At 45.0% G+C, this 22,405-nt stretch carries 24 protein-coding genes; 9 read left to right on the top strand and 15 right to left on the bottom strand.

Annotation, left to right across the window (positions count from 1 at the left end; translation table 11 throughout):
* Positions 1-234 precede the first annotated feature (234 nt).
* Entirely contained in the window at positions 235-1,431 is a 1,197-nt protein-coding gene (locus ICN41_RS09265; RefSeq protein ID WP_216292642.1) for an MFS transporter, read from the top strand.
* A 115-nt stretch (positions 1,432-1,546) separates the two neighbouring features.
* Positions 1,547-1,894 (top strand): FKBP-type peptidyl-prolyl cis-trans isomerase, encoded by a 348-nt coding sequence (locus tag ICN41_RS09260; RefSeq protein WP_216292641.1) that lies wholly within the window; start codon positions 1,547-1,549, stop codon positions 1,892-1,894.
* A gap of 80 nt (positions 1,895-1,974) precedes the next feature.
* Here the strand turns inward: ICN41_RS09260 and ICN41_RS09255 are convergent, their stop codons facing one another.
* On the bottom strand, positions 1,975-2,976 hold the full coding sequence (locus tag ICN41_RS09255) for a transglycosylase SLT domain-containing protein (protein ID WP_216292640.1): 1,002 nt from the start codon (positions 2,974-2,976) through the stop codon (positions 1,975-1,977).
* A gap of 519 nt (positions 2,977-3,495) precedes the next feature.
* On the opposite strand from ICN41_RS09255, the gene ICN41_RS09250 reads away from it, so the two are divergent.
* Positions 3,496-4,470: a DNA/RNA non-specific endonuclease gene (locus tag ICN41_RS09250; protein WP_216292639.1), complete on the top strand. Its 975-nt coding sequence runs from the start codon at positions 3,496-3,498 to the stop codon at positions 4,468-4,470.
* Here the strand turns inward: ICN41_RS09250 and ICN41_RS09245 are convergent.
* Positions 4,462-4,704, bottom strand: a complete 243-nt coding sequence (locus ICN41_RS09245; protein WP_216292638.1) for a DUF3820 family protein — start codon at positions 4,702-4,704, stop codon at positions 4,462-4,464. The genes ICN41_RS09250 and ICN41_RS09245 overlap by 9 nt on opposite strands.
* 152 nt (positions 4,705-4,856) lie before the next feature.
* On the opposite strand from ICN41_RS09245, the gene ICN41_RS09240 reads away from it, so the two are divergent.
* From ICN41_RS09240 to ICN41_RS09225, 4 genes are read left to right on the top strand one after another with little or no spacing between them, the layout of a single operon-like run.
* The gene (locus tag ICN41_RS09240; protein ID WP_216292637.1) at positions 4,857-5,771 is read left to right on the top strand and encodes a DUF6662 family protein; all 915 of its coding nucleotides are present in this window, start codon (positions 4,857-4,859) and stop codon (positions 5,769-5,771) included.
* Positions 5,772-5,788: 17 nt separating this feature from the next.
* Positions 5,789-6,340 (top strand): FMN-binding protein, encoded by a 552-nt coding sequence (locus ICN41_RS09235; RefSeq protein ID WP_216292636.1) that lies wholly within the window; start codon positions 5,789-5,791, stop codon positions 6,338-6,340.
* Positions 6,337-7,158 carry an FAD:protein FMN transferase gene (locus ICN41_RS09230; protein WP_255537962.1) on the top strand — a complete coding sequence of 274 codons (822 nt, stop codon included), beginning with the start codon at positions 6,337-6,339 and terminating at the stop codon, positions 7,156-7,158. Before ICN41_RS09235 ends, ICN41_RS09230 begins: the two co-directional genes overlap by 4 nt.
* Positions 7,155-7,580 carry a hypothetical protein gene (locus ICN41_RS09225; RefSeq protein WP_216292634.1) on the top strand — a complete coding sequence of 142 codons (426 nt, stop codon included), beginning with the start codon at positions 7,155-7,157 and terminating at the stop codon, positions 7,578-7,580. Before ICN41_RS09230 ends, ICN41_RS09225 begins: the two co-directional genes overlap by 4 nt.
* Positions 7,581-7,655: 75 nt before the next feature.
* Here ICN41_RS09225 and ICN41_RS09220 read toward each other — a convergent pair whose 3' ends face one another.
* From ICN41_RS09220 to ICN41_RS09210, 3 genes are read right to left on the bottom strand one after another with little or no spacing between them, the layout of a single operon-like run.
* Positions 7,656-7,871, bottom strand: a complete 216-nt coding sequence (locus ICN41_RS09220) for a DUF2892 domain-containing protein (protein WP_216292633.1) — start codon at positions 7,869-7,871, stop codon at positions 7,656-7,658.
* A 44-nt stretch (positions 7,872-7,915) separates the two neighbouring features.
* Positions 7,916-8,227, bottom strand: coding sequence for a metalloregulator ArsR/SmtB family transcription factor (locus tag ICN41_RS09215; protein WP_216292632.1), 312 nt, complete (start codon positions 8,225-8,227; stop codon positions 7,916-7,918).
* A 7-nt stretch (positions 8,228-8,234) separates the two neighbouring features.
* Positions 8,235-9,107 (bottom strand): MBL fold metallo-hydrolase, encoded by an 873-nt coding sequence (locus tag ICN41_RS09210; protein WP_216292631.1) that lies wholly within the window; start codon positions 9,105-9,107, stop codon positions 8,235-8,237.
* Between the two features lie 78 nt (positions 9,108-9,185).
* On the opposite strand from ICN41_RS09210, the gene ICN41_RS09205 reads away from it, so the two are divergent.
* Positions 9,186-10,001, top strand: a complete 816-nt coding sequence (locus ICN41_RS09205; RefSeq protein WP_216292630.1) for a sulfite exporter TauE/SafE family protein — start codon at positions 9,186-9,188, stop codon at positions 9,999-10,001.
* A gap of 70 nt (positions 10,002-10,071) precedes the next feature.
* On the opposite strand, the gene ICN41_RS09200 is transcribed toward ICN41_RS09205, so the two are convergent.
* The 6 genes from ICN41_RS09200 to ICN41_RS09175 form a co-directional block, all read right to left on the bottom strand.
* Positions 10,072-10,800 (bottom strand): ABC transporter ATP-binding protein, encoded by a 729-nt coding sequence (locus ICN41_RS09200; protein ID WP_216292629.1) that lies wholly within the window; start codon positions 10,798-10,800, stop codon positions 10,072-10,074.
* A 31-nt stretch (positions 10,801-10,831) separates the two neighbouring features.
* Positions 10,832-12,760, bottom strand: coding sequence for an ATP-binding cassette domain-containing protein (locus ICN41_RS09195; RefSeq protein WP_216292628.1), 1,929 nt, complete (start codon positions 12,758-12,760; stop codon positions 10,832-10,834).
* 2 nt (positions 12,761-12,762) lie between these two features.
* A complete protein-coding gene (locus ICN41_RS09190) occupies positions 12,763-13,641 on the bottom strand; it encodes a branched-chain amino acid ABC transporter permease (RefSeq protein ID WP_216292627.1) in 879 nt (292 codons plus the stop codon).
* A 139-nt stretch (positions 13,642-13,780) separates the two neighbouring features.
* Positions 13,781-14,965, bottom strand: coding sequence for an ABC transporter substrate-binding protein (locus ICN41_RS09185; RefSeq protein ID WP_216292626.1), 1,185 nt, complete (start codon positions 14,963-14,965; stop codon positions 13,781-13,783).
* Positions 14,966-15,108: 143 nt separating this feature from the next.
* Positions 15,109-16,056: an EamA family transporter gene (locus tag ICN41_RS09180; RefSeq protein ID WP_216862329.1), complete on the bottom strand. Its 948-nt coding sequence runs from the start codon at positions 16,054-16,056 to the stop codon at positions 15,109-15,111.
* On the bottom strand, positions 16,031-17,656 hold the full coding sequence (locus tag ICN41_RS09175; protein ID WP_216292625.1) for a GMC family oxidoreductase: 1,626 nt from the start codon (positions 17,654-17,656) through the stop codon (positions 16,031-16,033). The genes ICN41_RS09180 and ICN41_RS09175 overlap by 26 nt, the downstream gene beginning before the upstream one ends.
* 96 nt (positions 17,657-17,752) lie before the next feature.
* On the opposite strand from ICN41_RS09175, the gene yjgA reads away from it, so the two are divergent.
* Complete coding sequence (gene yjgA, locus ICN41_RS09170; RefSeq protein ID WP_216292624.1) at positions 17,753-18,280, top strand: ribosome biogenesis factor YjgA; 528 nt, start codon at positions 17,753-17,755, stop codon at positions 18,278-18,280.
* On the opposite strand, the gene ICN41_RS09165 is transcribed toward yjgA, so the two are convergent.
* From ICN41_RS09165 to ICN41_RS09150, 4 genes are read right to left on the bottom strand one after another with little or no spacing between them, the layout of a single operon-like run.
* Positions 18,277-19,365 carry an acyltransferase gene (locus tag ICN41_RS09165; RefSeq protein WP_216292623.1) on the bottom strand — a complete coding sequence of 363 codons (1,089 nt, stop codon included), beginning with the start codon at positions 19,363-19,365 and terminating at the stop codon, positions 18,277-18,279. The genes yjgA and ICN41_RS09165 overlap by 4 nt on opposite strands.
* A gap of 13 nt (positions 19,366-19,378) precedes the next feature.
* Entirely contained in the window at positions 19,379-21,541 is a 2,163-nt protein-coding gene (locus ICN41_RS09160; protein WP_216292622.1) for a TonB-dependent receptor, read from the bottom strand.
* Between the two features lie 21 nt (positions 21,542-21,562).
* Complete coding sequence (locus tag ICN41_RS09155; RefSeq protein ID WP_216292621.1) at positions 21,563-21,748, bottom strand: hypothetical protein; 186 nt, start codon at positions 21,746-21,748, stop codon at positions 21,563-21,565.
* A 35-nt stretch (positions 21,749-21,783) separates the two neighbouring features.
* Positions 21,784-22,362 (bottom strand): HdeD family acid-resistance protein, encoded by a 579-nt coding sequence (locus ICN41_RS09150; RefSeq protein ID WP_216292620.1) that lies wholly within the window; start codon positions 22,360-22,362, stop codon positions 21,784-21,786.
* Positions 22,363-22,405 lie beyond the last annotated feature (43 nt).

Raw genomic sequence — 22,405 nt, 5'->3', positions numbered from 1 at the left:
ATCTTTCCTCGATATTGATAAATTTACAGAGTCAGGTTTTTACCCTGCCACTCTCACGTTCCACATTTTGCAAGCCACTTTTAGTGGCTCTTTGCCAATGAGGCGAGTCCTCTATTTTAAATCATCGGCATCAGCAAAAATGCCATATTTACCCATTAATCCTATGTAAGGTGCCCAATTTAAGGGAATCCACCAAGAGAGCCCCATTCTCAAAAGCGCCGTAAACTCTCACCCATGTCCAGTAAGCACCCCCTACTCAATAAAAACTTGGTGTTACTGATTGTTTGCCAAGGTCTTTTCCTAACTAACAATGTCACTTTTATTGCCATCAATGGCTTAGTTGGCCTAAGCCTTGCTCCGGTGAGCTGGATGGCCACCCTTCCAGTGATGGGCTACGTCGTTGGAGGCGCCTTCTCCACCTCTATAGTGGCTAAATCCCAAAATTATTTTGGGCGAAAGATCTCGTTTCAATTAGGTCTTCTGGTTGCTGTACTCTCCGCGCTTCTTTGCGCCTATGCCGCCATCAGCAAAAACTTTTGGCTCTTAGTAGCAGGAACATTTATCGCGGGCTATTACAGCGCTAACGGACAGCTCTACCGTTTTGCGGCTGCTGAGCTTGCAGATCTGAGCCAGCGCGATAAAGCCGTTTCCTGGGTCTTAGCTGGCGGCATTTTAGGGGCTGTTATCGGACCCAATTTGGCATCCTGGACCAAAAATCTATTTGATACTCCTTTTTTAGGTGCTTACCTCACCCTATCTATCGCAGGCTTTATTGGCATCGGGGTCATGCAATTCATCCACTTCCCCGAAGAACTCAAAACTAAGCATCATTTGTCAGCCGGAAGAAGCCTGAAGGAGATCTTGGCTCAGCCTGTATTTATGGTTGCCGTGATTGGCGCCTCCCTGGGCTATGGCGTCATGAACTTACTCATGGCCGCTACTCCTCTAGCGATGCAAATCTGCGGACTGCCTTTTTCAGATACGGCATTGGTATTGGAATGGCACGTGATTGGCATGTTCGCCCCAGGATTTTTTACTGGCTCATTAATTCAGCGCTTTGGCACGCTGAAAATTATGGGCCTTGGCGTGCTCCTGAATCTCATCTGTATCTCCATTGCGTTAACAGGAGTAGATCTGCATCAGTTTTTAATTGCACTCTTTTTGCTCGGCGTAGGATGGAATTTTTTATTTACCGCCTCTACTTCTCTGGCAATGACAGCGTATAAACCTGAAGAGCGAGATAAGGCTCAGGGAGCTATTAACTTTTTTGTTTTTGGAACAATGGCCTTTACCTCTTTTGGCTCAGGCGCGCTTATTACCTCACAGGGCTGGAACATTCTCAATATCGGCTCCTTGATTCCTGTAGCCGTTACTGCAGGAGCTCTGATTTGGTTAAGCGGCTATTACAAGAAACAAACTATCCCCCAATAAAGCACTAGGATGCCTTTGCTAGAGATGGATTCAATAATAGATTTTGAGGGTTTAAGCTTAGAGCTACTCGAATATACTAGTGAGACATTTTTTTAGATGAAACAGGAAAACCATCATGAGCGAACTCCAAAAAATTGATACGGTAGTAGGTGAAGGCAAAGAAGCTACCGCAGGTAATCATGTCGATGTGCACTACACAGGCTGGCTTTTTGACGACAAAGCAGCTGACCATAAAGGCCAAAAGTTTGATAGCTCTCTAGATCGCGGACAACTATTTAGTTTCCCCTTGGGCGCTGGTCATGTTATTAAAGGCTGGGATGAAGGTGTTGCTGGAATGAAAGTCGGCGGCAAACGTACCTTAATCATCCCTTCAGAAATGGGATACGGAGCACGTGGCGCTGGCGGCGTTATTCCACCCAATGCAACGCTAGTATTTGATGTCGAACTTCATGGCGTAAATTAAGCAGTGCTTTGAGCTTGCTAAGATTTTCAAGCTAATAAAAAGGCCACCTCAGGGTGGCCTTTGTTTTGCTCATGCAATTCTTATGAGCGAATATTTTTTTCATTCGAGGTCAAGCGATTACCAGGGCGGTCTTGACACAAAGCGATCAGACGATTTCTCTCAGCCAACACTTTGTCACCGTAACCGCCATCATCTTCTGCATTGGCAGCGCCAACATAAAACTTCAAGCCATTACGCAAAGAGCCTGATGTCGCAATCAAATACTTCAAGATATAAGCGCCAACACGAATATTCACTTCAGGCTTCACAGCATCGGAGATGCCGCCAAAGTGCGCATACTTTTCTTTGTGAACAGAGGTCATCACTTGCATTAGACCTTCAGCACCAGCATGACTCTTTCTGTTGGGATTAAAGTTAGATTCAATAGAAATCACTGCTAGTAATAACACTGGATCAATATTGACTTCTTTAGCAATGAGCACGGTATTCGAAACATACTCTTCTATCTTGCTGCGATCTAAGTTGTATTTCTTTTCAAAGAAATCAGCAACAGCACGTTGATTTTGGATCGATCCCATCAAGTTGCTATCTAAAGCTTGCGGATCAATCTTGGAGCTCGGAATACGATCAGACAGATGGGAGATGGACTTCACCTGCACTTGAGCGACCGAAGGCATCAACAAGGCTATCGTTTGCTGTTTAGCGCTAGCTAGACCAGGGTGTCTTGCAGTGGATGGTGCGCCGGCAGACTTGTAGAGCACAGCCGCAATCCCGGCATCACTCGCAACGGCATCAGCTGCAACAGGGGATTCTTTATATGAATCAAGCATGCCAAAGCCATTGTTCCAAACCATATGGCGTGCTTCATCCGGAACTAAGACACGAGCTAAATCAAAAGGCCCTGCATTTGTTCCATTACCGGAGAGCCAAAGACCGATGATCATAAATACAGACATAACCAGGATGCCATTGATCACCCTAAAGACCGGGGCCATAGCGTGGGCAAGCAGGTCTTTCGCGGCCAATGTCATTGGCTTTGAATCCTGCATCTCACTCGAATTGTTAGATAAACATTTACTCATTCATTTTTTGCTTTGCTTGATAAACCCAGTTACTTTGTTTATGTTGCAACGCAATATGTAAAAAACATGGGTCATCCTAAAAAGGTTCTTATATCAAGTCAAGAATAAAGAAAGTAATTTTCATTACTTTTTGATCTTGAAATACGGGAGATCCCGAATATGAACTCAATCAGTGATATTTAATCTAATTAAATCAATTACTTAAGGAAGTTAGGAAGCGCTAATTTCATACTATAAAAAAGTAGGGAAATTCGGACTTTTTTACTATTTGGAATGAAAATTCTTCGTTCAAAACCATACATCTAGTGATAGCAGACTTTTTCATTTCTACTGGTAGTGGGTAGCACCGCCGTTTGGCTTCGCATCATTTTCTCTCACATAGTGAGTTCTTCAGACCAAGCTTTCAAGGAAATGGCGGCGCGCCCACCCTCGGTTTTGACTAGCCCTGCAGCTAATTCTATCTATGGCAAAGCATGTAAGAGTTTTCTAGGGGCTGTGTAAGCCCTAAACTAATACGCTATGAAAGCCATTCGTAAAGCCCTGCTTTTTGCCCTGCTGCTGACCCACTTCAGTGCGTTTGCCATATTCGATCAATGCAAGGACCTCTTTCCCAACCAACAAATCCCAAGCAGCTCCCAGGCTGGGCGTGATCTTTGTTTTGATGGATTTGCCATTTACTACTCGCCGCAAGATAAGAAACCCATCTACACAGTTGAGAAGTTGCACCATAAACAGTTTTTAGCGCATCATCCCAGAAGGACTAACCAGTTCTATGAAGAGGCCAGGCTTCCTTTTGCAGAACGGGCCCAGCTCTCTGACTACCGCGGGAGCGGCTATGACCGGGGACATAATGCCCCTGCAGGGGATATGCACACTGACCAATCCATGGCTCAGTCCTTCTCCCTAGCCAATATGATGCCGCAGGCAAGACAGAACAATCAGGGTATCTGGTCAAAGAATGTGGAAGAGCCCACAAGGCAGTACATCAAACGCGCTAGCGGGGATGTTTATGTTTACACCGGGTCTGTTGGCAAATCTGGAAGTATTGGTAGTGGACAAGTCACGGTTCCAAGTCATCTCTTCAAATTGGTTTACGACCCCAGTAAAAATTCTGCTTGGGCCTATTGGGTGGAAAACACCAATGAAGCAAACATGAACCCTCCCATTTCTTACGAAGAATTGGTTCAAAAAACTGGAATTGACTTTAACCTTCCCTTAAAGCCTCAAGCTAAACCAATTGGGGCTTGGTACCCGATCTTCTTTGATGGTGAATCCCCCCAGAAGATGAGTGAGCTCACTACCCAAATAAAAGAAGGCAAGGTTGCGAGCGTACAAATTCAATATGATCGTAATCGCGAGCTCGCACAGAAGCTAGCAAATCAGATTCAATCTCAAACACAGATACAGGCAGAGTTAATTCAAAGCAGCCCACCAGAATCTCCCGGTGTTCAATATGAGCGCGCTCGGGTTACGGCGATCGTCCGCTCAAAGTAATTTCGACTTTTGCGCTAGACCATGCGCCCGCTGTATAGGCGCAAGCAAATCGCGTAGACCATTATGGTCAAGGGTATGCATCAATTCCAATAGTTGACCAAGCTCGCTCTTTGGAAATCCTTCACGAGCAAACCAAGCTAAATAATTCCCAGGCAAATCAGCCAGCGCTCGACCAGCATATTTACCAAAAGGCATTTTCATTAAAACGAGTTTCTCTAGGGCTTGTGCATCCATTGAAGATAAATCTTACAAGCAAACGTTAAAGCCCCTACATAGGCAGCCATTTTATTAATAATGGTCATTTTCTCAATTGAGAATCATTCTTATTTGCTATGTTATATTGAGAACCATTCTCATTTATATTTTTCAACCACCTCACTTAAAACATGACCTTTACTTTTAAAAAGCCCCTTGCCACCAGTCTTTGTATTGCCACTCTTTTATCAAGCCCCATCGCCCATGCTGGCGAGGGTGTCTTTGGCTGGATCTATACCTTAGATCTTCAGCCCAAAGGAAGCCTTGAATTTGAGCAACGTTTGCAACTCAATCAACAACAAGCCTCAGGTACCTTTGAAGCGTGGACGGCAAGAACTGAGTTGGAATATGGCCTTACCAATGACTTACAAATTGCGGGCTATATCAATTCTTACTACACCAACGCCAATCAAAACTACACCAATCCTGAAGCTTGCGATGACATGGCCACTTGCACTGGTGGATACGGCGTCCCTGAAAGTCATGATCCAAGCACCGCCTATAGAAAAAGTGGCATTGAGGGCGGCTCATTAGAGGCGATTTATAGAATCACTAATCCAGTAACTTCTCCAGTAGGTGTGGGGCTATATCTTGAACCCACCTTAGGTAGAAATAAGAATGAGATTGAAGCTCGCTTGCTACTGCAGTCGAACTTTATTGATGATCGACTAATCTTAGCTGGGAACGTCGTCGTTGCTAACGAACAATTAAAGTTTGTCGGCAATGGCAATGTTCCTGAATCGATGCTCGACATTTTACTGGGAGCAAGCTATCGATTTGCACCAAAGTGGTCGGCAGGTGTGGAGGCGCGCTTGCACAATGATTACTCCAGTTACAACCTTCAGAACCAAGTTCAAAAAGCGACCTTTATCGGACCCAATGTCCATTACGCAACAAAGGACTGGTGGGTCACTGGCGCTTGGCGCTATCAGCTCAAAGGCAATACCTGCATGGGTGAAGGCACTGCAGAGTGTTCAAATGCCCGGGTTTGGGATAGTCATTCTGTAAATGAATTCATCCTCAAAGTGGGATTCCCTTTAAGTTAAGCAAAAGAACATTGACGATGAACTGGAAACCTTACCCACTAGCTATAGCAGGCTTAGCTATGATCAGTCTACCGATAATTGCTCAGGCCAAAATTTACCTTTCTATAGAGCAAGCACAAAAAATTCTGTTGCCTAATAAGCAGCTCAATAAGATGCCCATGATTATTTCTGAAGACCTTCAGGAAAAGATGCGGACTGCTTCAAGCATTCGACATCCCTTTCAAGGAGATCGGATTTGGAAATCCAGTGACGGGGGCTGGTTCATCGTCGATGAAGTGGTAGGTAAACATGAAATGATTACCTACGCCGTAGGGCTCAGTCCTAGCGGCAATATCACTGGAATTGAAATCCTAGAGTATGTTGAATCTTACGGATATGAAGTGGCAGAAGCCCAGTGGCGCAAACAATTTGTCGGCAAAAATGCCAATGACCCAATCAAGCTAAATCAAGATATTCAAAATATTGGGGGCGCCACACTATCTTGCAAACATATTACTGATGGCGTGAAGAGAGTTTCGGTTTTATATGAACTAAGCCTCAAACATCCCCAGATTCAAATTAAAAAATGAGGCGTTGCCAGCCCCTTTTGGGAACTTTTGTTGAAATATCTATAGCAGATCAGAATGCTCATCATGCCATCCAAAGTGCTTTTGAGCAGATTAAAAAAGTAGAGCAGCTCATGAGCTTTCATAATGCTGATAGCGAGCTATCGATCATTAATGCGCAAGTGCATTGCAAGTCAATACGAGTTCACCCATGGACTGCTCAGATACTCAGAATTGCTCAGGATCTCAATGTCCACTCTGGCGGCTTGTTTAATTGCGGTATTGGTCATCGCCTGATCACAGCTGGTTTATTGCCTAAACATATTGACTTCGCGAACCATGGCATTGGTGGAATTGAGGATCTTTACTTTATCGACCACGATAGAATTTGTTCATTGCGACCCCTCTGCCTTGATCTAGGCGGTATTGCTAAAGGCTTTGCTGTAGATGAAGCCGTTAAAGCACTCATTAAAGAAGGTGTCAGCTCAGGCATAGTCAATGCAGGTGGTGATTTAAGAGTATTTGGAAATGAGCCCCAAACAATTTATCTTCGCAACCCGCAATTACCACAGCACTTGATTGAGTTAGGCGCCCTATCTAATGGGGCAATTGCAACGAGCGCTTTGTATTTTGCTAAAAGAGATCAGCAACACAGCCACATCATCAATCCTTTATCAAAAATAGACTTCGATATCCATGAGCAGTTTTCTGGATCTTATTCGGTCTTGGCTAAAGAGTGCGTCTATGCTGATGCGCTTACAAAGGTATTAGCCCTCTCAAGACAGGGACATCATCCCTGCTTTGCGCGTTATAGCGCCCAAGCAATCCAAATTGCCTTATGAGACAACTAGGAAAAATGCCGGGATGGCAACGGGCATTTGTGATGACAGGTATGTTGGCCTGCTCAGTCACTGGAAGCGCTTATCTATTGGGCCATGAATTTCAGATTGAGCGGGCCTTATTGGGCAATCATTTGGTTTTGGCAGGTCATGGACTCACGGCGATGCTTGCCTGTATTGCACTAGGATCAGTATTGCCCTTTCACCTCAAGGCTGGGTATCAATCTAAAAGAAAGCGGTTTAGCGGATTTACCCAGCTTGGTTTTCTATTGATCCTACTCATCTCTGGAGGGATGCTGTATTACGGTCCAGCAGAGCTTCGTGAAATCACTATCCAGTTGCATTGGCTTACTGGCCTGGTCTTTTTTGTAATCTTTATTTTTCACAGCCTTGCGAAATGGCCTCGCACCTCTTCCAAGATTTAGATCCCCCAAGAGATAGGCGATAAAGAAAGAGGTGCAACTTTCGATACACCTTTTTCTATATTGCCGACCACCAGATTAACGCTTGTTTGCTGCAGATCCTTTGTCAGCACTTGGGCAAGAAGTCATTCCTAGCAATGGGTAGGCTGGACAAAAGCGAAAAAGTCCAGTTGCTAATGGAATGAGCCCCAGCCAGCCCCACCAACCGACTACATTACTGGCTGCCAAAGCGACTAATAGCGCCCCAACAGCAATTCTCAAGATCCGATCAATACCGCCAACGTTACATTTCATCATGTACTCCTTTTATCAAACTGTAATTCCGTTTATTTCAAGCATCATTTCTTGCAATAGTGCTTATAGAGCAAGCCCATTACTGCAACTGCAACCTGACTAGAAAGCGTGTAATAGATTTGCTTGCCTTCTCTGCGGGTCTTTACTAATTTTTCTTTACGCAATACTGTCAATTGCTGTGAAAGCGTAGGTTGATGCAAGTCCAAAGCAGCTTCCAGCTCGCCAACACACTTTTCGCTTTGGGCGATTTCACATAAGAGCATCATTCGATCTCGATTCGAGAGCACTTTCATTAACTTACAAGCATCTTCTGCTGATGCCTGCATTTTTTTCAACTCAGATTTTGAAATCGTCATATTCATATCAAAGCGCATTCAATGGAATTTTGAGATAAGACTTGCCATTACTATCTGGCTCTGGAAAATGGCCTGCACGAATGTTGACCTGAATCGACGGCAATATTAAGTTAGGCATATCTAAGGTGTCATCACGCTTAGTGCGCATTTGTACAAATTGCTCTTCAGTGATGCCATCGTGAACATGAATATTGCTGGCCTTTTCTGCACCTACAGTGGTGCAGTGCTCAGGTGAGCGGCCATTAGGAGGGTAGTCATGACACATATACAGTTTAGTTTCCTTGGGATAAGCCAAGAGCTTCTGGATCGATTGATAGAGTGCTCTAGCGTCCCCACCAGGAAAATCACATCGAGCAGTGCCAACATCAGGCATAAATAAAGTGTCACCTACAAATAAGGCATCACCAATTTCATAAGCCATACAAGCTGGAGTATGTCCAGGCACAAATAAAGCCTTTAATGACAGATCACCAAATGCCAAGGATTCACCTTCTTTCAATAGGCGATCAAATTGTGAGCCATCTGTTGCGAAGCCTGAGTCTAAATTGAAGACACCTTTAAAGACATTCTGCACATTCACAATGTGATCTCCGATGACCAGCTTACCACCCAATTTTTCTTGTAAATAAGGCGCAGCAGTTAAATGATCTGCATGGGCATGGGTTTCTAAAATCCACTCAAGCTTTAATTGCTTCGATTGAATATATTCAATAACCTGATCTGCTGAACGCGTTGCGGTCCTCCCTGACTTGGGGTCATAGTTCAGTACTGAGTCAATCACAACACAGGGACTTCCTTTGCCGGCCGACACAACATAAGTAAAGGTCCAAGTCTCAGGATCAAAGAAGGATTCAATTTCTGCAGCTTTTTTAGTGTTCACAATGGCCTTTCAGAGCGATTGATGGTGGATCAAATAATATATATATTTATATATTATCTTAATATAAAATAAAATGCAATGGACCACTTAATCTTGACCACTTTAGCCTTGGGCATCTTTGTCGGCATCCTCATGGGCCTGACAGGTGCTGGCGGCGGTATTTTGTCGGTACCGCTCTTGGTATTCTTCCTGCACCTCGGAGTAGCTGAGGCAGCCCCTATTGCACTGACAGCCATTGCGATATCAGCAGGGGTTGGCGCTCTATTGGGCCTTAAGAGCAAACTATTGCGCTATAAGGCAGCGGGATTTATGGCGATGATTGGTTTAATACTCTCGCCAGTAGGTCTTTGGCTGGCGCAGAAAATTCCCAATCAACCACTCCTGATTCTATTTAGCTGCACTTTATTCTTTGTTTCTACCCGCTTATATTTAGAGGCACGTAGGGAAATTTTAGGCATCAAGATGCCACCTAAAAAACCGCCTCCATGCCTTATCAATCCTGAGCATGGAAAACTGACTTGGAATCTGCCTTGCGCTAGAGCGCTTTTATTTTCAGGTGGTTTAGCAGGCTTCTTATCTGGCCTTCTTGGAGTTGGTGGTGGCTTCATCATTGTGCCGGCCTTGAAGCGCTTTACTAATCTTCCAGTTCAATCAATAGTTGCTACTTCCTTGGGAGTATTGGCCATCATCTCTAGTGGCAGCTCACTTGTATCTGCCGCTACCGGTAATCTTGCTCTGAATATTGCCATTCCTTTTTCATTAGGGGCCTTAGGCGGCTTGCTAATGGGGAGAGGCTTAGGCAAAAAACTGAGCGGTCCTAGATTGCAACAAATCTTTGCCATTCTCACCTTTGGCGTTGCCGTTAGCTTAATGTTTAAGGGCTTCTCAAGTTAATGACATTGAGGGCATCAATAAAAAAGGCCCTGATAGACAGGGCCTTTTCATTAGCAACTCTTAGAAGAGTTTAGTGACCACCTGCACCGCCAAGATAAGCTGCTCTCACCGCAGGATCATCCTTGAGTTTGGCTGCCGGTCCATGAGTCGCAATTTTGCCGTTCTCTAATACATAACCATAGTCAGCCACGTTAAGTGCCGCAGCAGCAAATTGCTCGACTAATAACATCGTGACACCCTGAGATTTGAGGTTAGAGATGATCTTAAAGACTTCTTCAACCAAGATTGGCGCAAGACCCATTGAAGGCTCATCCAAGAGAATGATTTCTGGGTTAAGCATCACAGCACGCGCCATTGCCAACATTTGCTGCTCACCACCAGACAGCGTTCCTGCTAATTGATTGCGACGCTCCTTTAAGCGTGGGAACATTTCCAAAGATTTTTCTAAATCATGGTTAATGTCGCCCTTTGGACGGCTACCTGTAAAGCGTGGAAATGCGCCCAGCAATAAATTGTCGGTCACTGACATGGTTGTGAACACGCGACGACCTTCAGGACTGTGCGCCAAACCAAGGCGGGCAATCTTATGCGAGTCGTAACCATCAATTTTTTCACCGCCCAAAGTGACTTCACCACCCGTTGGTTTAATCATGCCCGTAATGGCGCGCATGGTAGTGGTTTTGCCAGCACCGTTTGAGCCAATCAAGGTAATGACTTGTCCCTTAGGAACATCAATATTGATGCCATGGAGGACTTTAACTTTGCCGTAGCCTGCTTCAAGATTCTTAATAGATAACATGGTATTTACCGATTCAATATAGTTCTAGTGATTAAGTACCCAAGTAGGCATGAATCACCTTCTCGTCTGCCTGAACTTCAGCGGGCTTACCTTCTGCAATCTTTTGACCGAAGTCGAGGACTGATACGGTATCGCAAACTGACATGACCACGTCCATATGATGTTCAATCAAGATGAAGGTAATGCCGCTATCGCGGATCTTACGAATGATGCGCAAGAGCTCTTTAATGTCTGGTGCAGTCAATCCAGCTGCTGGCTCGTCTAATAAGAGCAATTCTGGATCAAGCGCCAAGGCACGAGCAATTTCAAGTAAACGTTGCTTACCGTAAGGCAAGTTACGCGCCTCTTCGTTAGCTAAGTCATCTAAACCAACGAACTTCAGGAGCGCCATCGCACGAGCATGGGCTTCAGCTTCTTCCTTCTTGTAGCGTGGAAGATTTAATGCAATCTCAGCCATGTTTGACTTAAAGGTGTGATGCAAGCCAACCAAAATATTTTGGATCGCAGTCATTTCACCAAAAAGCTGAACGTTTTGGAATGTACGGGCGATACCTGATAAAGCAATATCAGAAGAAGTCTTACCGACAACGCTTTCGCCAGCATAGAGCACGCTACCAGCTGTAGGTATGTAAATACCTGTCAGTACGTTCATCATGGTGCTCTTACCGGAGCCGTTAGGACCAATTAAGCCATGAATCGTGCCACGCTTAACGCTGAGGTCGACATTATTCAAAGCCTTCAAACCGCCGAACTGCATTAATAATGAGTCTACCTTCAGAAGTTCTGCGCCAGCATTCTGCTTACCAACCGCGCTAATGAAGCTGATGGAATCATCCACCTCTTCAGCCTGCTCACCACGAGTGGTTTTTGCTTTGCCAACAATCGATTGGTAGAAGCTCTTTGCAAAACCAACAATACCGTTTTGCAAGTAATACACCACCAGCAAAATCATGAAGCCGAAGATACTCAAACGCCAATCAGAGATGGTATTGAGCCAGAATGAGAATGCTGCCAAACCTACAACACCAGCAATCGGAATTGCGACTCTTCTTGGGGTAGTGACCTTTTTAGACAAAGCCAATCCAGCACCTACCACCACAATGATGGCAATGGTTGAGGCAACGATACGGAACAAATTGATATCGTCCAAGAGCTTTGGCAGTAGCACAATAATCGCAGCACCAATCAAAGCACCAAGGCGAGACTTACGTCCACCCATGATGATGCCCAACAAGAACAAAACTGCTAGCTCATTGTTATAGGTATTTGGTGAAATGTATTGCTCAGAGTAAGCGTATAAGCAACCTGCCAAACCAGCAAAGGCTGCACTAATCACAAATGCGATTACCTTGAAGCGGTATACGGATACACCCATACAGTCGCAAGCAATTGGGCTATCACGCAATGCCTCAAATGCACGGCCCACTTGTGACTTCACAAAACGATCGACGACGATCATAGAGAGAATCAAGATAATGCCAACCATCCAGAAGTACTCTGCCTTGGTCATTGGTACACCCATTAAGTCAGGCTTAGGAATCTTGATTCCCAAAGGACCTTCAGTCAACCAAGTCATCTCGTTGATCAAGATCTGGGCAATCGTTCCAAAGGCTAAGGTCACCATCGCTAGGTATGGCCCGATGACCTTCAAAGCTGGTAAAGCCAAGATGCCGCCGAAGATGGAGGTCACCACAATAGATGCGGGTAGTGTTCCCCAAATTGTCCAACCGAAGTGGAAATATAAAACACCAGCGGTGTACGAACCGATACCAAATAAAGCTGCGTGACCTAAGGAAACCTGACCTACATAACCCACCACGATATCCAATCCATATAACAAGATGGTATAGATGAGGATAGTTTCAACTAAGTGAATGTAATACGGGTTGTGAACAAATAACGGCAGCGCAAAGAGTGCCGCAATTGCAATTAATAGAGGTAATAGAGACTTCAATTTCATCATTAAACTTTCTTAATTGCAGATTTGCCGAAGAGACCAGATGGTTTGAATGCAAGCACCAATAAGAGCAAGATCAAACCTGGCACATCTTTATAGCCAGTAGAAATATAAAAACCAGTTGCCGTTTCCACAATTCCGAGAATCAAGCCACCCACAATAATTCCCATTCCGCTAGACAAGCCGCCAATAATCGCGACAGCGAATGCTTTTAAACCGAGAGCGCCACCCATGGTTGCGCCAGTCAAAGTTAAAGGCGCAATCAATACACCAGCAAAGGCTGCAGTCAAAGAGGAGAGAGCATAGGAGAAGGTAATCACCATGCTGGTGTTGATGCCCATGAGGCCAGCCGCATCGCGGTCGTTTGCAGTAGCAACTACCGCTTTACCGTAAATAGTTTTGCGATTGAAGAACTCAACCAACAACATCATGGCTAAAGCACCAAAAACAACCAAGATTTCCATTGGCAAAATGTTGGCACCTAAGAAGCTCATTGGCTCCATTGGCAATGGTGATGGGAATGGCAATGCATCGCGACCCCAAATATTTTCAGCAACGTTCTTGAAAATAATACCGAGCGCAATCGTGGACATAATCCAACCAAACTCAGATTTAATTTTGATTGCGGGGCGCACACCAATCAACTCTACAAAGCTACCCTGGATCATGCCGAATAGACAAACGACTGGAATCATGAGCCAGTAGTTCATGCCAAAGGCGTCCACACAAGTGAGACCTACAAGAGCGCCTAACATCAAAGCCTCACCCTGACCGAAGTTCAAGGTGCCTGATGTGGCAAAAGTGAGCTGGAAGCCGAAAGCGATGACCGCGTAGATCATCCCCACCGCTATACCGCTCGAAAGGATTTGTGCAAGCATTTCCATGGTGTTGGCCTAAATATACTTAAAACTGTTTTATTGACGAATCCGACATTGTAAGCAAAACGCCGCCTTTTGGGCGGCGCTTTACTTTAACTTATGTTGCAGTGCGGAATAAATGTCCCTACTGCCCAACTAGAAGGGATTACTTCTTCTTAGCTGTTGCATCCTCAGCATTCAAGAACTCAACGCGGCCGTTCTCAACTACACCCATCACTACGTCTTTCATCTTGATGGCATCGTGATCAGTTGCAGAGAATGGTTTGTTGTAAGTAATAACAACGCCATCAACAGGGGTCTTCAGATCTTGCAATGCTGCGATGATCTTTGGACCTTCAGTGCTTTTTGCTTGCTTGATCGCTGCAGCCAAGAGGTATACAGAGTCGTAACCTTGAGCGGCAGAAACTGGGGAAGCGATGTTGTTATTTTTTGGCTTGAACTCTTTTAAGTAAGCCTCTTGGAAGGACTTACGCTTAGGGGTTGTTGATGGAGTTTGAATATAGGTTTGTGGCATTGTTGCGCCGTCACCGTTCTTACCCGCTGTATCAATAAAGCTGGCCATAGATAATGTCCAGCTACCGATCATTGGTTTTTTCCAACCCAACTTGGTCATACCATTAGCAATTTGCGCCAACTCTGGTCCAATTGCATAAGTCAAAATCACATCTGCGCCAGCATTTTTTGCTTTGAGCAATTGTGAAGTCATATCAACGTCACCAATGTTGAATTTCTCAACCGCTACTGGTGTTACGCCATAAGTCTTGAGGGCCTTCTCTAAGTCTTCACGACCCAACTGGCCATAGTTTGTAGAGTCAGCCAAAATCGCTACTCTCTTCAAGCCACGCTTCTCAACCGCCTCTTTAGCGATCAATGGTGCTTGAATATTGTCAGGAGCAGCATTGCGGAAAATATAGTTCTCTGGTGCGTTAGGGAATTGCTTAGTCAAGATAGAACCAGTAGCAACGTTATTCATTACTGGAATCTTGGCATCTTGATAAAAACGCTGTGAAGCCAATGCAACACCAGTATTGATGTAACCAAGAGTAGCAACTACTTTCTCGTTGTTGATCAACTCTTGTGCAATTTGCACGCCACGCTCATTTTTTGCTTCATCGTCGCGCTCAACCAAAACGATTTTATCGCCGTTGATACCACCGGCAGCGTTGATTTCTTTGGCAGCTAAACGCACGCCATCACGCATACTCACGCCCATTGAAGATGAACCACCAGTAAATGGGCCAGATAAACCAAGTTTGATATCGGCAGCATAAGCACCAGATGCAAACAACGCAGTAGCAGCTACTGCAAAAATGTGACGACGAATATTCATAAAGTCTCCATGACTAAAAATAACTAATTAAATAAAAACTTTTTTATTGATACTTCTGATAACGAATTGCTATCTTACTGTTAATGCTAGGGCAAAAAAAGGGCTGGATATTAGGGTTTTACATTAGCCCAGAGGCTATTTTGTTAAACCGCATTTCGCCCGAATTTAGCGACTAGCGTAGGCCAAAATAAATTAATTACTAAACCGATCATTACAAAGCCCGCTGCGTAGAGTTTCCATGTTGGCAGGGGCTCACTTAAAAAATAAGCAGATGCCCCTATCCCGAAGATGGGTACCAATAATGGGGCAGGAGCTACCAAGGCGGCTGAATGCTTTGATAACAACCATGCCCAAGCGGCATAGCCAAAAAGGGTGTTGCCCCAGGCCTGCCATAGGACACCAAGCCAGGCCCCTATTGGCGCACTAGCGATTGCAAGACTCATACCGCCCCACCCACCCTCGAACACAAAAGAGATCAGAAGCAATGGTGGAATCGCAAAAGCGCTCGCCCAAACCACATAGGACAACATATTGATGGAGCCGGCACGACGGCTGACAGTATTAGCCACCCCCCAAGAGAGCCCAGAAAACACTACTAGCGCTAAACCCAAGAATGTTGTTGTGGAATCTGTGTGCAGCGCAATAATTAATAAACCGATGAGGGCTATAGCAACGGCCATCGCTTGGTATAGCTTCAATCTTTCGTTTGCGAAAAACATGGCAAAGCCGATAGTAAAAAATACCTGGGTTTGAATAACCAAAGAGGCCAAGCCCGGAGAAATTCGGCCATCAATGGCGAAATACATCACGCCAAACTGACAAACCCCAACTGCTACTCCATAAACACAGAGATTCCACCAGGGAACCTTTGGCTTCGCGAAAAAGAAAACCAACGGTAATAAGGCAAAAATGTAGCGCAATGCAGCAAATAAGAATGGAGGAAAAGCCTCAAGCGAGACTTTAATCACCACAAAATTAGTGCCCCACACTGCCACAATGGCTAAGGCCAGTAGCAGGTGGCTTACAGGGAGACGATCAGTCCGATAGAGATTTTGAATGGGGGCACTATTCACGCGTGAGCAATTCTGCAACACGCTGAGCAATCATCATCGTTGGCGCCGCAGTATTACCAGAGGTAATCGTCGGCATCGCTGAGGCATCGACTACGCGCAGATGATGAATTCCTCTCACACGCAATTCAGAATCTAAGACCGCCATTGGGTCATCTGCACGCCCCATCTTGCATGTACCCACGGGATGAAAAATCGTCGTACCAATATCTCCTGCCGCTTTCACCAATTCTTCATCAGTTTGATATTGCATACCGGGCTTATATTCCTCTGGAGCAAAAGGTTTTAATGCTGGACTTTGCACAATCTGACGAGTGAGTCGCAATGAATCAGCCGCGACCTTTCTATCCTCATCGGTGGATAAGTAATTCGGATGAATGAGGGGTGGCGCTTCTGGATCAGTGGAGTTGATATGAACGCTACCACGCGAAGTAGGTCTTACGTTACACACACTCGCAGTGAATGCATTAAAAGAATGTAGGTCATCACCAAACTTTTCTAGCGATAAAGGTTGCACGTGATATTCCACGTTTGCACTCACTTGCTCTGGCGAGCTATAAGCAAAAGCACCTAGCTGAGAAGGAGCCATAGACATTGGCCCTGAGCGCTTGAACAAATACTCTAGACCAATCATCATCTTGCCCCACAAAGTATTGGCTTTGGTATTTAGGGTTTTAATGCCACTGACTTTATAGACCATGCGCAATTGCAAATGGTCTTGTAGATTTTCTCCAACCCCAGGCAAGTCTTGAATCACAGGAATGCCTAATGAATCTAAATGCGCTGCTGCGCCTACGCCTGAGCGCTCCAATATTTGCACGCTACCAATTGCACCAGCACATAAGAGTACTTCTCCACCCTGCTCAATTGCGCAATGGGCTTCTACAGTGGTGCCATCCTTGATGTATTCCACTCCGGTGCAATTTTTACTGCTTGCATCAATCTTGAGTTTGCTCACCATTGCCTCAGTAATCACAGTGAGATTGGAGCGCATAGCTGCATCCCGTAAAAATGCTTTTGAAGTATTGAGTCGCCAACCCGCGCGTTGACTCACATCAAAATATCCAACGCCAAAGTTATCGCCCCGATTAAAGTCATCTGATGCCGGAATACCGGCTTCTACAGCTGCCTCTTTAAATTTATCCATGATGGGCCAGCGTAAGCGCTGCTTCGATACAGTCCACTCACCGCCTTTGCCGTGCCATTCATTTGCATTGCTGTGGTAATCCTCAAACTGTTTATAGCGTATCAGGGCATTTTCCCAAGACCATGCATCATCGCCTGTAGCTTGTACCCAAGATTCATAATCGCCAACCTGACCACGCATGTAAATCATGCCGTTGATTGAAGAACACCCGCCTAGCACCCTACCGCGTGGATACAAGAGTGAGCGCCCATTCAGACCCTTTTCATTCACTGTCTTAAAACGCCAGTCTGCTCTTGGGTTATCTATGCAATACAAATAACCCACTGGAATATGAATCCAAATGTAGTTGTCATTTTTCCCAGCCTCAATCAGCAATACCCGCTTGGCAGGATTTTCAGAGAGGCGTTTAGCCAGCATGCAGCCAGCGCTACCCGCTCCAATAATGATGTAGTCGTAAGTATTTGCAGAAGTCATGTCTTAAGGTCAAAAAGCAAGATTTGTCTATTATTTACCAAAGTCCGAAATCCAGGTTCTGAATCAATCATTTCAATACCCGTCTAAAATGACGCAATGCATATTAATGAGAAAAACCGCACGCCTAAGCTTGCTGAGCCAGATGAGGGCCCTAGTAAGTCCGAGCTAAAGCGTCAAATGACCGAACGTCAGAAATTGGCGGAAGTTCTGGCGGCACTCAGTAGTGATGCACTAAAAACCATTCCGTTGGATGAGGCAATCAAAACGGCTATTGCTGAGACCAACAAAATAAAAAGCTTCGAAGCCATTCGCCGCCACAAACAGTATCTTGGCAAATTGATGCGTTTCTTGGATGACGAAGAACTGGATGCCATACAAAAACGTTTGGATGCTATTCAGGGTGTAAGCAAAGCTGAAACCGCTAAGCTGCATTTTTTAGAAAGCTATCGTGATCGCTTAATTGCGAATGACGAGACATTTACGAAGATGATTGAGCAATATCCTGATATGGATATTCAAAATATGCGTACCTTAATTCGGAATGCGCGCAAAGAAAGAGAGCAGAATAAGCCTCCAAAGGCTTATCGAGAAATATTCCGCGTCCTCAAAGACATGGGGCTCTAGACCTTCAGCTTCAGCGAGGGCACTTCAACCCATCGATATAAATAATTCGCAGCTACCGTGCTGCAAACCACCACCCCCAACATCAGAGTCAATGCCAGTGCACCGCTCTCGTGAGTATGCATTCCGGTTTCAATATACAAAGTATTAGCCAATAAGATAAAAGCAAAGTGGATCAAGAATGCACTATAGGAGCGTAGGCTTCCCCAGGAAATAGCCTGCAGATAAACAGAGTTGCCCTGATGCGATATCGGATACGGCTTATCTCCCCAGAACATGAGAGCTATAGCGACAAACCAAGCTAGGAAGTTTCTTAACCAAACCTGCTGTAAAGAAGAAATGGTAATAATGCATCCAATCACAATCAAGGCTGTTTTAGCTAAACGATTGACATTCGAGTTTTCAAAACACTTGGCTAGATAAGCCAAGACACCAAGCCCGTATGAGCCAATGAAATAAATGAAATAGGCCTCATAGGTTCCGGAGCGATTAAAAAATAATAGCGAGCTCACGGCCAGTATGCTGATGACCCAAATGACTGCTTGGTAGCTAGGAAAAGAAATTAGCAAGATCGCTAAAACCGAATAGAGCTGCCAATCAATTGCGATGTACCAAGCACCAGCAGAAATAGAATCTAAGCCTAAGATGCCTTGAATAAAAAAGAGGTGGGCCAAGAATTGCCCTAATGTCTCGGATTCACCTACAAACTCATCGTTGATCCAATGTCGTGCAATGTAAGCGCAGAAGACCGTAAAAATCAGTGCGGCAGCATAGGGACTAAACAGGCGCAGATATCGATTCAAGATGACTTTAAGCAATCCTTGCGAACTAAATCTCTTACTTGCAAAGCGACTAAGGGATTGTGCTGCGAGGTACCCTGCCATCACTAAAAAGATTTGTACGGCATAACGACCATACTCAAATAACCAAGTCATCAGCCCCGGCAAAACAGCGCGTGCATCCTCCGCTATTTGCCCGTAACTGGAAAGATGATGAAGAATGATTAATAGAGCCGCCACCACCTTCAATAAATCAATTAAGAAAAGAGATTGGGGCTGTGATGGTGTTTGCGAGGGTGTGAGTTTCATTACACCAAGAATTTTAGAAATTAATCCGCGCGCCAACGGTAATTGCTTGGGGCATGCCTGCTTGATACGCTGTTGCCTGCGAAGCAATATTAAAAGTCACATATTGACGATTCAATAAGTTCACAATCGAAGCATATACAGAGGCTTGAGAATTAATTTGATAGTTGGCCTTTAAGCCAACGACTGCATAAGCTGGCACGGGCAATGAACCTGTAGACATCCAGGAATTGCCGACATAACGCACGTTGGTAGTGATGCTGGCTTGAGGCACAGGGTAATAGGTCACACCGGCGGTTGCCATATTTTTGGGTACGCCACCAACTTGGGTGTTGGTAGGGTCACTGGTGGCGCTCCAGGTCAAAACAGTTCGGGTATAGCTATAACCACCATCAAGAGCCCAGCGAGAATTCACATCATGATGATATTGAATTTCAATACCACGGCTTAAGAGGTTCTGTTGGTTGGTGTAATAGTTGACGTTTGTAAATCCACTACCACCAACGTTAGGTACACAACCAGTAATTCCTGAAGCGCTACACAGGCTATTCGCAAAGGCTGCATTTGCACTCGTAATCTTGTAGCTCGTAATCGCGTTATTAATATAGTTATTAAATGCGGTAAATTGCGCAAAGCCGCCACGCCAGCGATAGTCAGTACCCACCTCGTAACCCGTCATAGTTTCAGGCGTTAGGTTTGGGTTAGCTAAATACCAACCCCCCACAGCAGACCCATAACTTCTCAAGGTGTTATTCATACTGGGGGCATGAAAGGCCTGATAAGCAGCACCACGCAGATCCCAGTCTCTATTCGCCTTGTATAAAAGGCCGAGAGAGGGGCTGAGTTGCGTCTTACTTTTATTAGGAATAGCTTGATAGGTAGCCGCACTACCCGTGTTTTGGTTGTAGTAAGTAGGCGTTTGACTATTCCAAACATCTACCCTGGCGCCCAAGGTTGCTTCCACAGGAAGCGCATTCGATTTTGATTTGAGCTGCCCAAGCAAGCCGTAAAAGTTTTGCTGTCCTTGTGCATAGTTGACTGAAGTCACAGCACTAGACGGAGCCAAATTATTGGTTTGATTGGATGCGGAAATATTTCTGGCATCTAATCCCAATATATATTGATCGATGCCAGCCGCTTTCAGGTCATGCGTGTACTGTGCAGAAGCGCCTAAGGTTGTATAGGGATCAGTGTAGTTAGCGTTGATGTATGGCTTATTGGGTGCAGTGCTTAAATTATTTGCCGTCTGCTTATAAAAGTTGGTGGACTGGTAATAGACATTCACTTGCGTCTTTTTATCCACATCAAGCTGCGTCGTAGTGCCACCAGCTACATCTGCAGTCTGAATCAAGTTCGGCGCAATGGCATAGTTATTACTGAGATCAGCCATCGTGCTATAGCCCATCCGAAAGAATCCATTGGTATCGGGAGTAGCTTTAAAGTAATTTTGCAAACGGACATTGGTGTTCTTTACCGTATCAGTCCCCATACCATTTTTAATATTGCTAGGTGATCCAGGAGAAATAGTGGCGTAGTTCTGGAATCCTTCGCTCGAGAAGTAATCTGCCGAAAACCGCATTTGCATGGCATCAGAGACGATCAAATCTTTAGAGGCGGATACATTGCCAGTACCAAATGAACCATAACTCGCAGTGACGTCTTGAGAGCTATTTTTGGGAGTTCTGGTATTGACGTTGATCACACCGCCCATGCCATAGTTACCCCACAGACTTGAGACCCCTCCGCGAACAAACTCAACCGACTCAATCGATGACAAAGGCATTTGGTTCCACTGCACAGTACCGTAGAAGGCATCGTTTGCAGGCAAGCCATCAATCAGAACGAGAGTTCGCCCATAACCTAGACCGCGCACGTTAATACTCTGTCCCGTTGGATCTTTTTGATAGTAGGGAACATCATTGAGAAAAACACCAGGCACATTTTTCAAAACCTGATCAATCGTTTGATCAGGTGATGACTCTAATACTTCCTTGGTAAGGATAGTAGTGTTCAGCGGTATTTGATCCAGCGGAGTATCAGAACGCGTTGCGTTTACGATGACGTCACTTAACTTCTGATCGTAGTTTGCAGGTGGCGCAATCTGTGCCGAGGAGAAGAGTGCTTGAGAAGTAATGGCAAATACACAAACTTTTAGACCCAAATGAAAGCGCTGACTCATGATATTGAAATACTCTTGAATCTATTTAGATTTCGGCTTGGCTTTTCCCATCAAGGAAGCCAGCAAGGGATTCGCTTGCGCCAACTCCTTTTTACTTAAGACTTTATCTTCAGCGCTACCGGGTTTCGGTGCTTTGGCCGCATTTTTCATGCGACTAGCAACAGCCAATCCTTTGTTTTTAAAAAGATCTGTTTTTTTCATTGCCATGGCTGTTGCTCTTGAAGTCTATTAATGAGTGGTGTTTATTTGGTGAGTGAGCGAGCAGCAAAGCCCAAGAAGAGCAGCGACCAGCCCTGCAATAACAGCTCAATAGCAATCAAAAGGCCGGGCAACCACAAGCTTGAGGATGGGAAGCTATTCATAATCAGAACACCCATCAAGATAGAAATCGCTGATGAGAGCACCAACCAAAACCATTCAGCAAAAACACGGTGCTGGAAAGCGGAAACCAAACGCAGAAAGCCAGTGACAAAAAAGATTGCTGCAAGCCACAGAGTAATTACTTCAAGCGCTGGAATGGGAAAGGCCCAAGTATAAAAGCCAGCTGCAATGTATAAAACAGAGAGGATGATTTGAATACCAACACTCTTCCAGCCATGCGACTGCATTGCATGCGCACCTTGGAGCACACCACCAAGAATTAAAAAGGCGCCAAGCACATTGATAGAGACAAAGGAGAATAGTGTCTGGCCTGCAACCCCAATCATACCGAGCACGATAAATAAAATTCCTAAACCAATTAAAGCACCTGGTACTTTTGCGGCAGCACCTAGAACTGCGGCACGCATCTGCTTTACTTGATCAATAGTTGGGTCAGCCATTTAATTCTCCTGTTGGGGTACTTCAAAAAAATACTGCAATTAC

It is taken from the genome of Polynucleobacter sp. 15G-AUS-farblos, assembly GCF_018882445.1.
Lineage (GTDB): Bacteria > Pseudomonadota > Gammaproteobacteria > Burkholderiales > Burkholderiaceae > Polynucleobacter.
The sequence above is the reverse complement of the archived record's forward strand: the minus strand, read 5'-3'. Positions and strand labels throughout refer to the sequence as shown.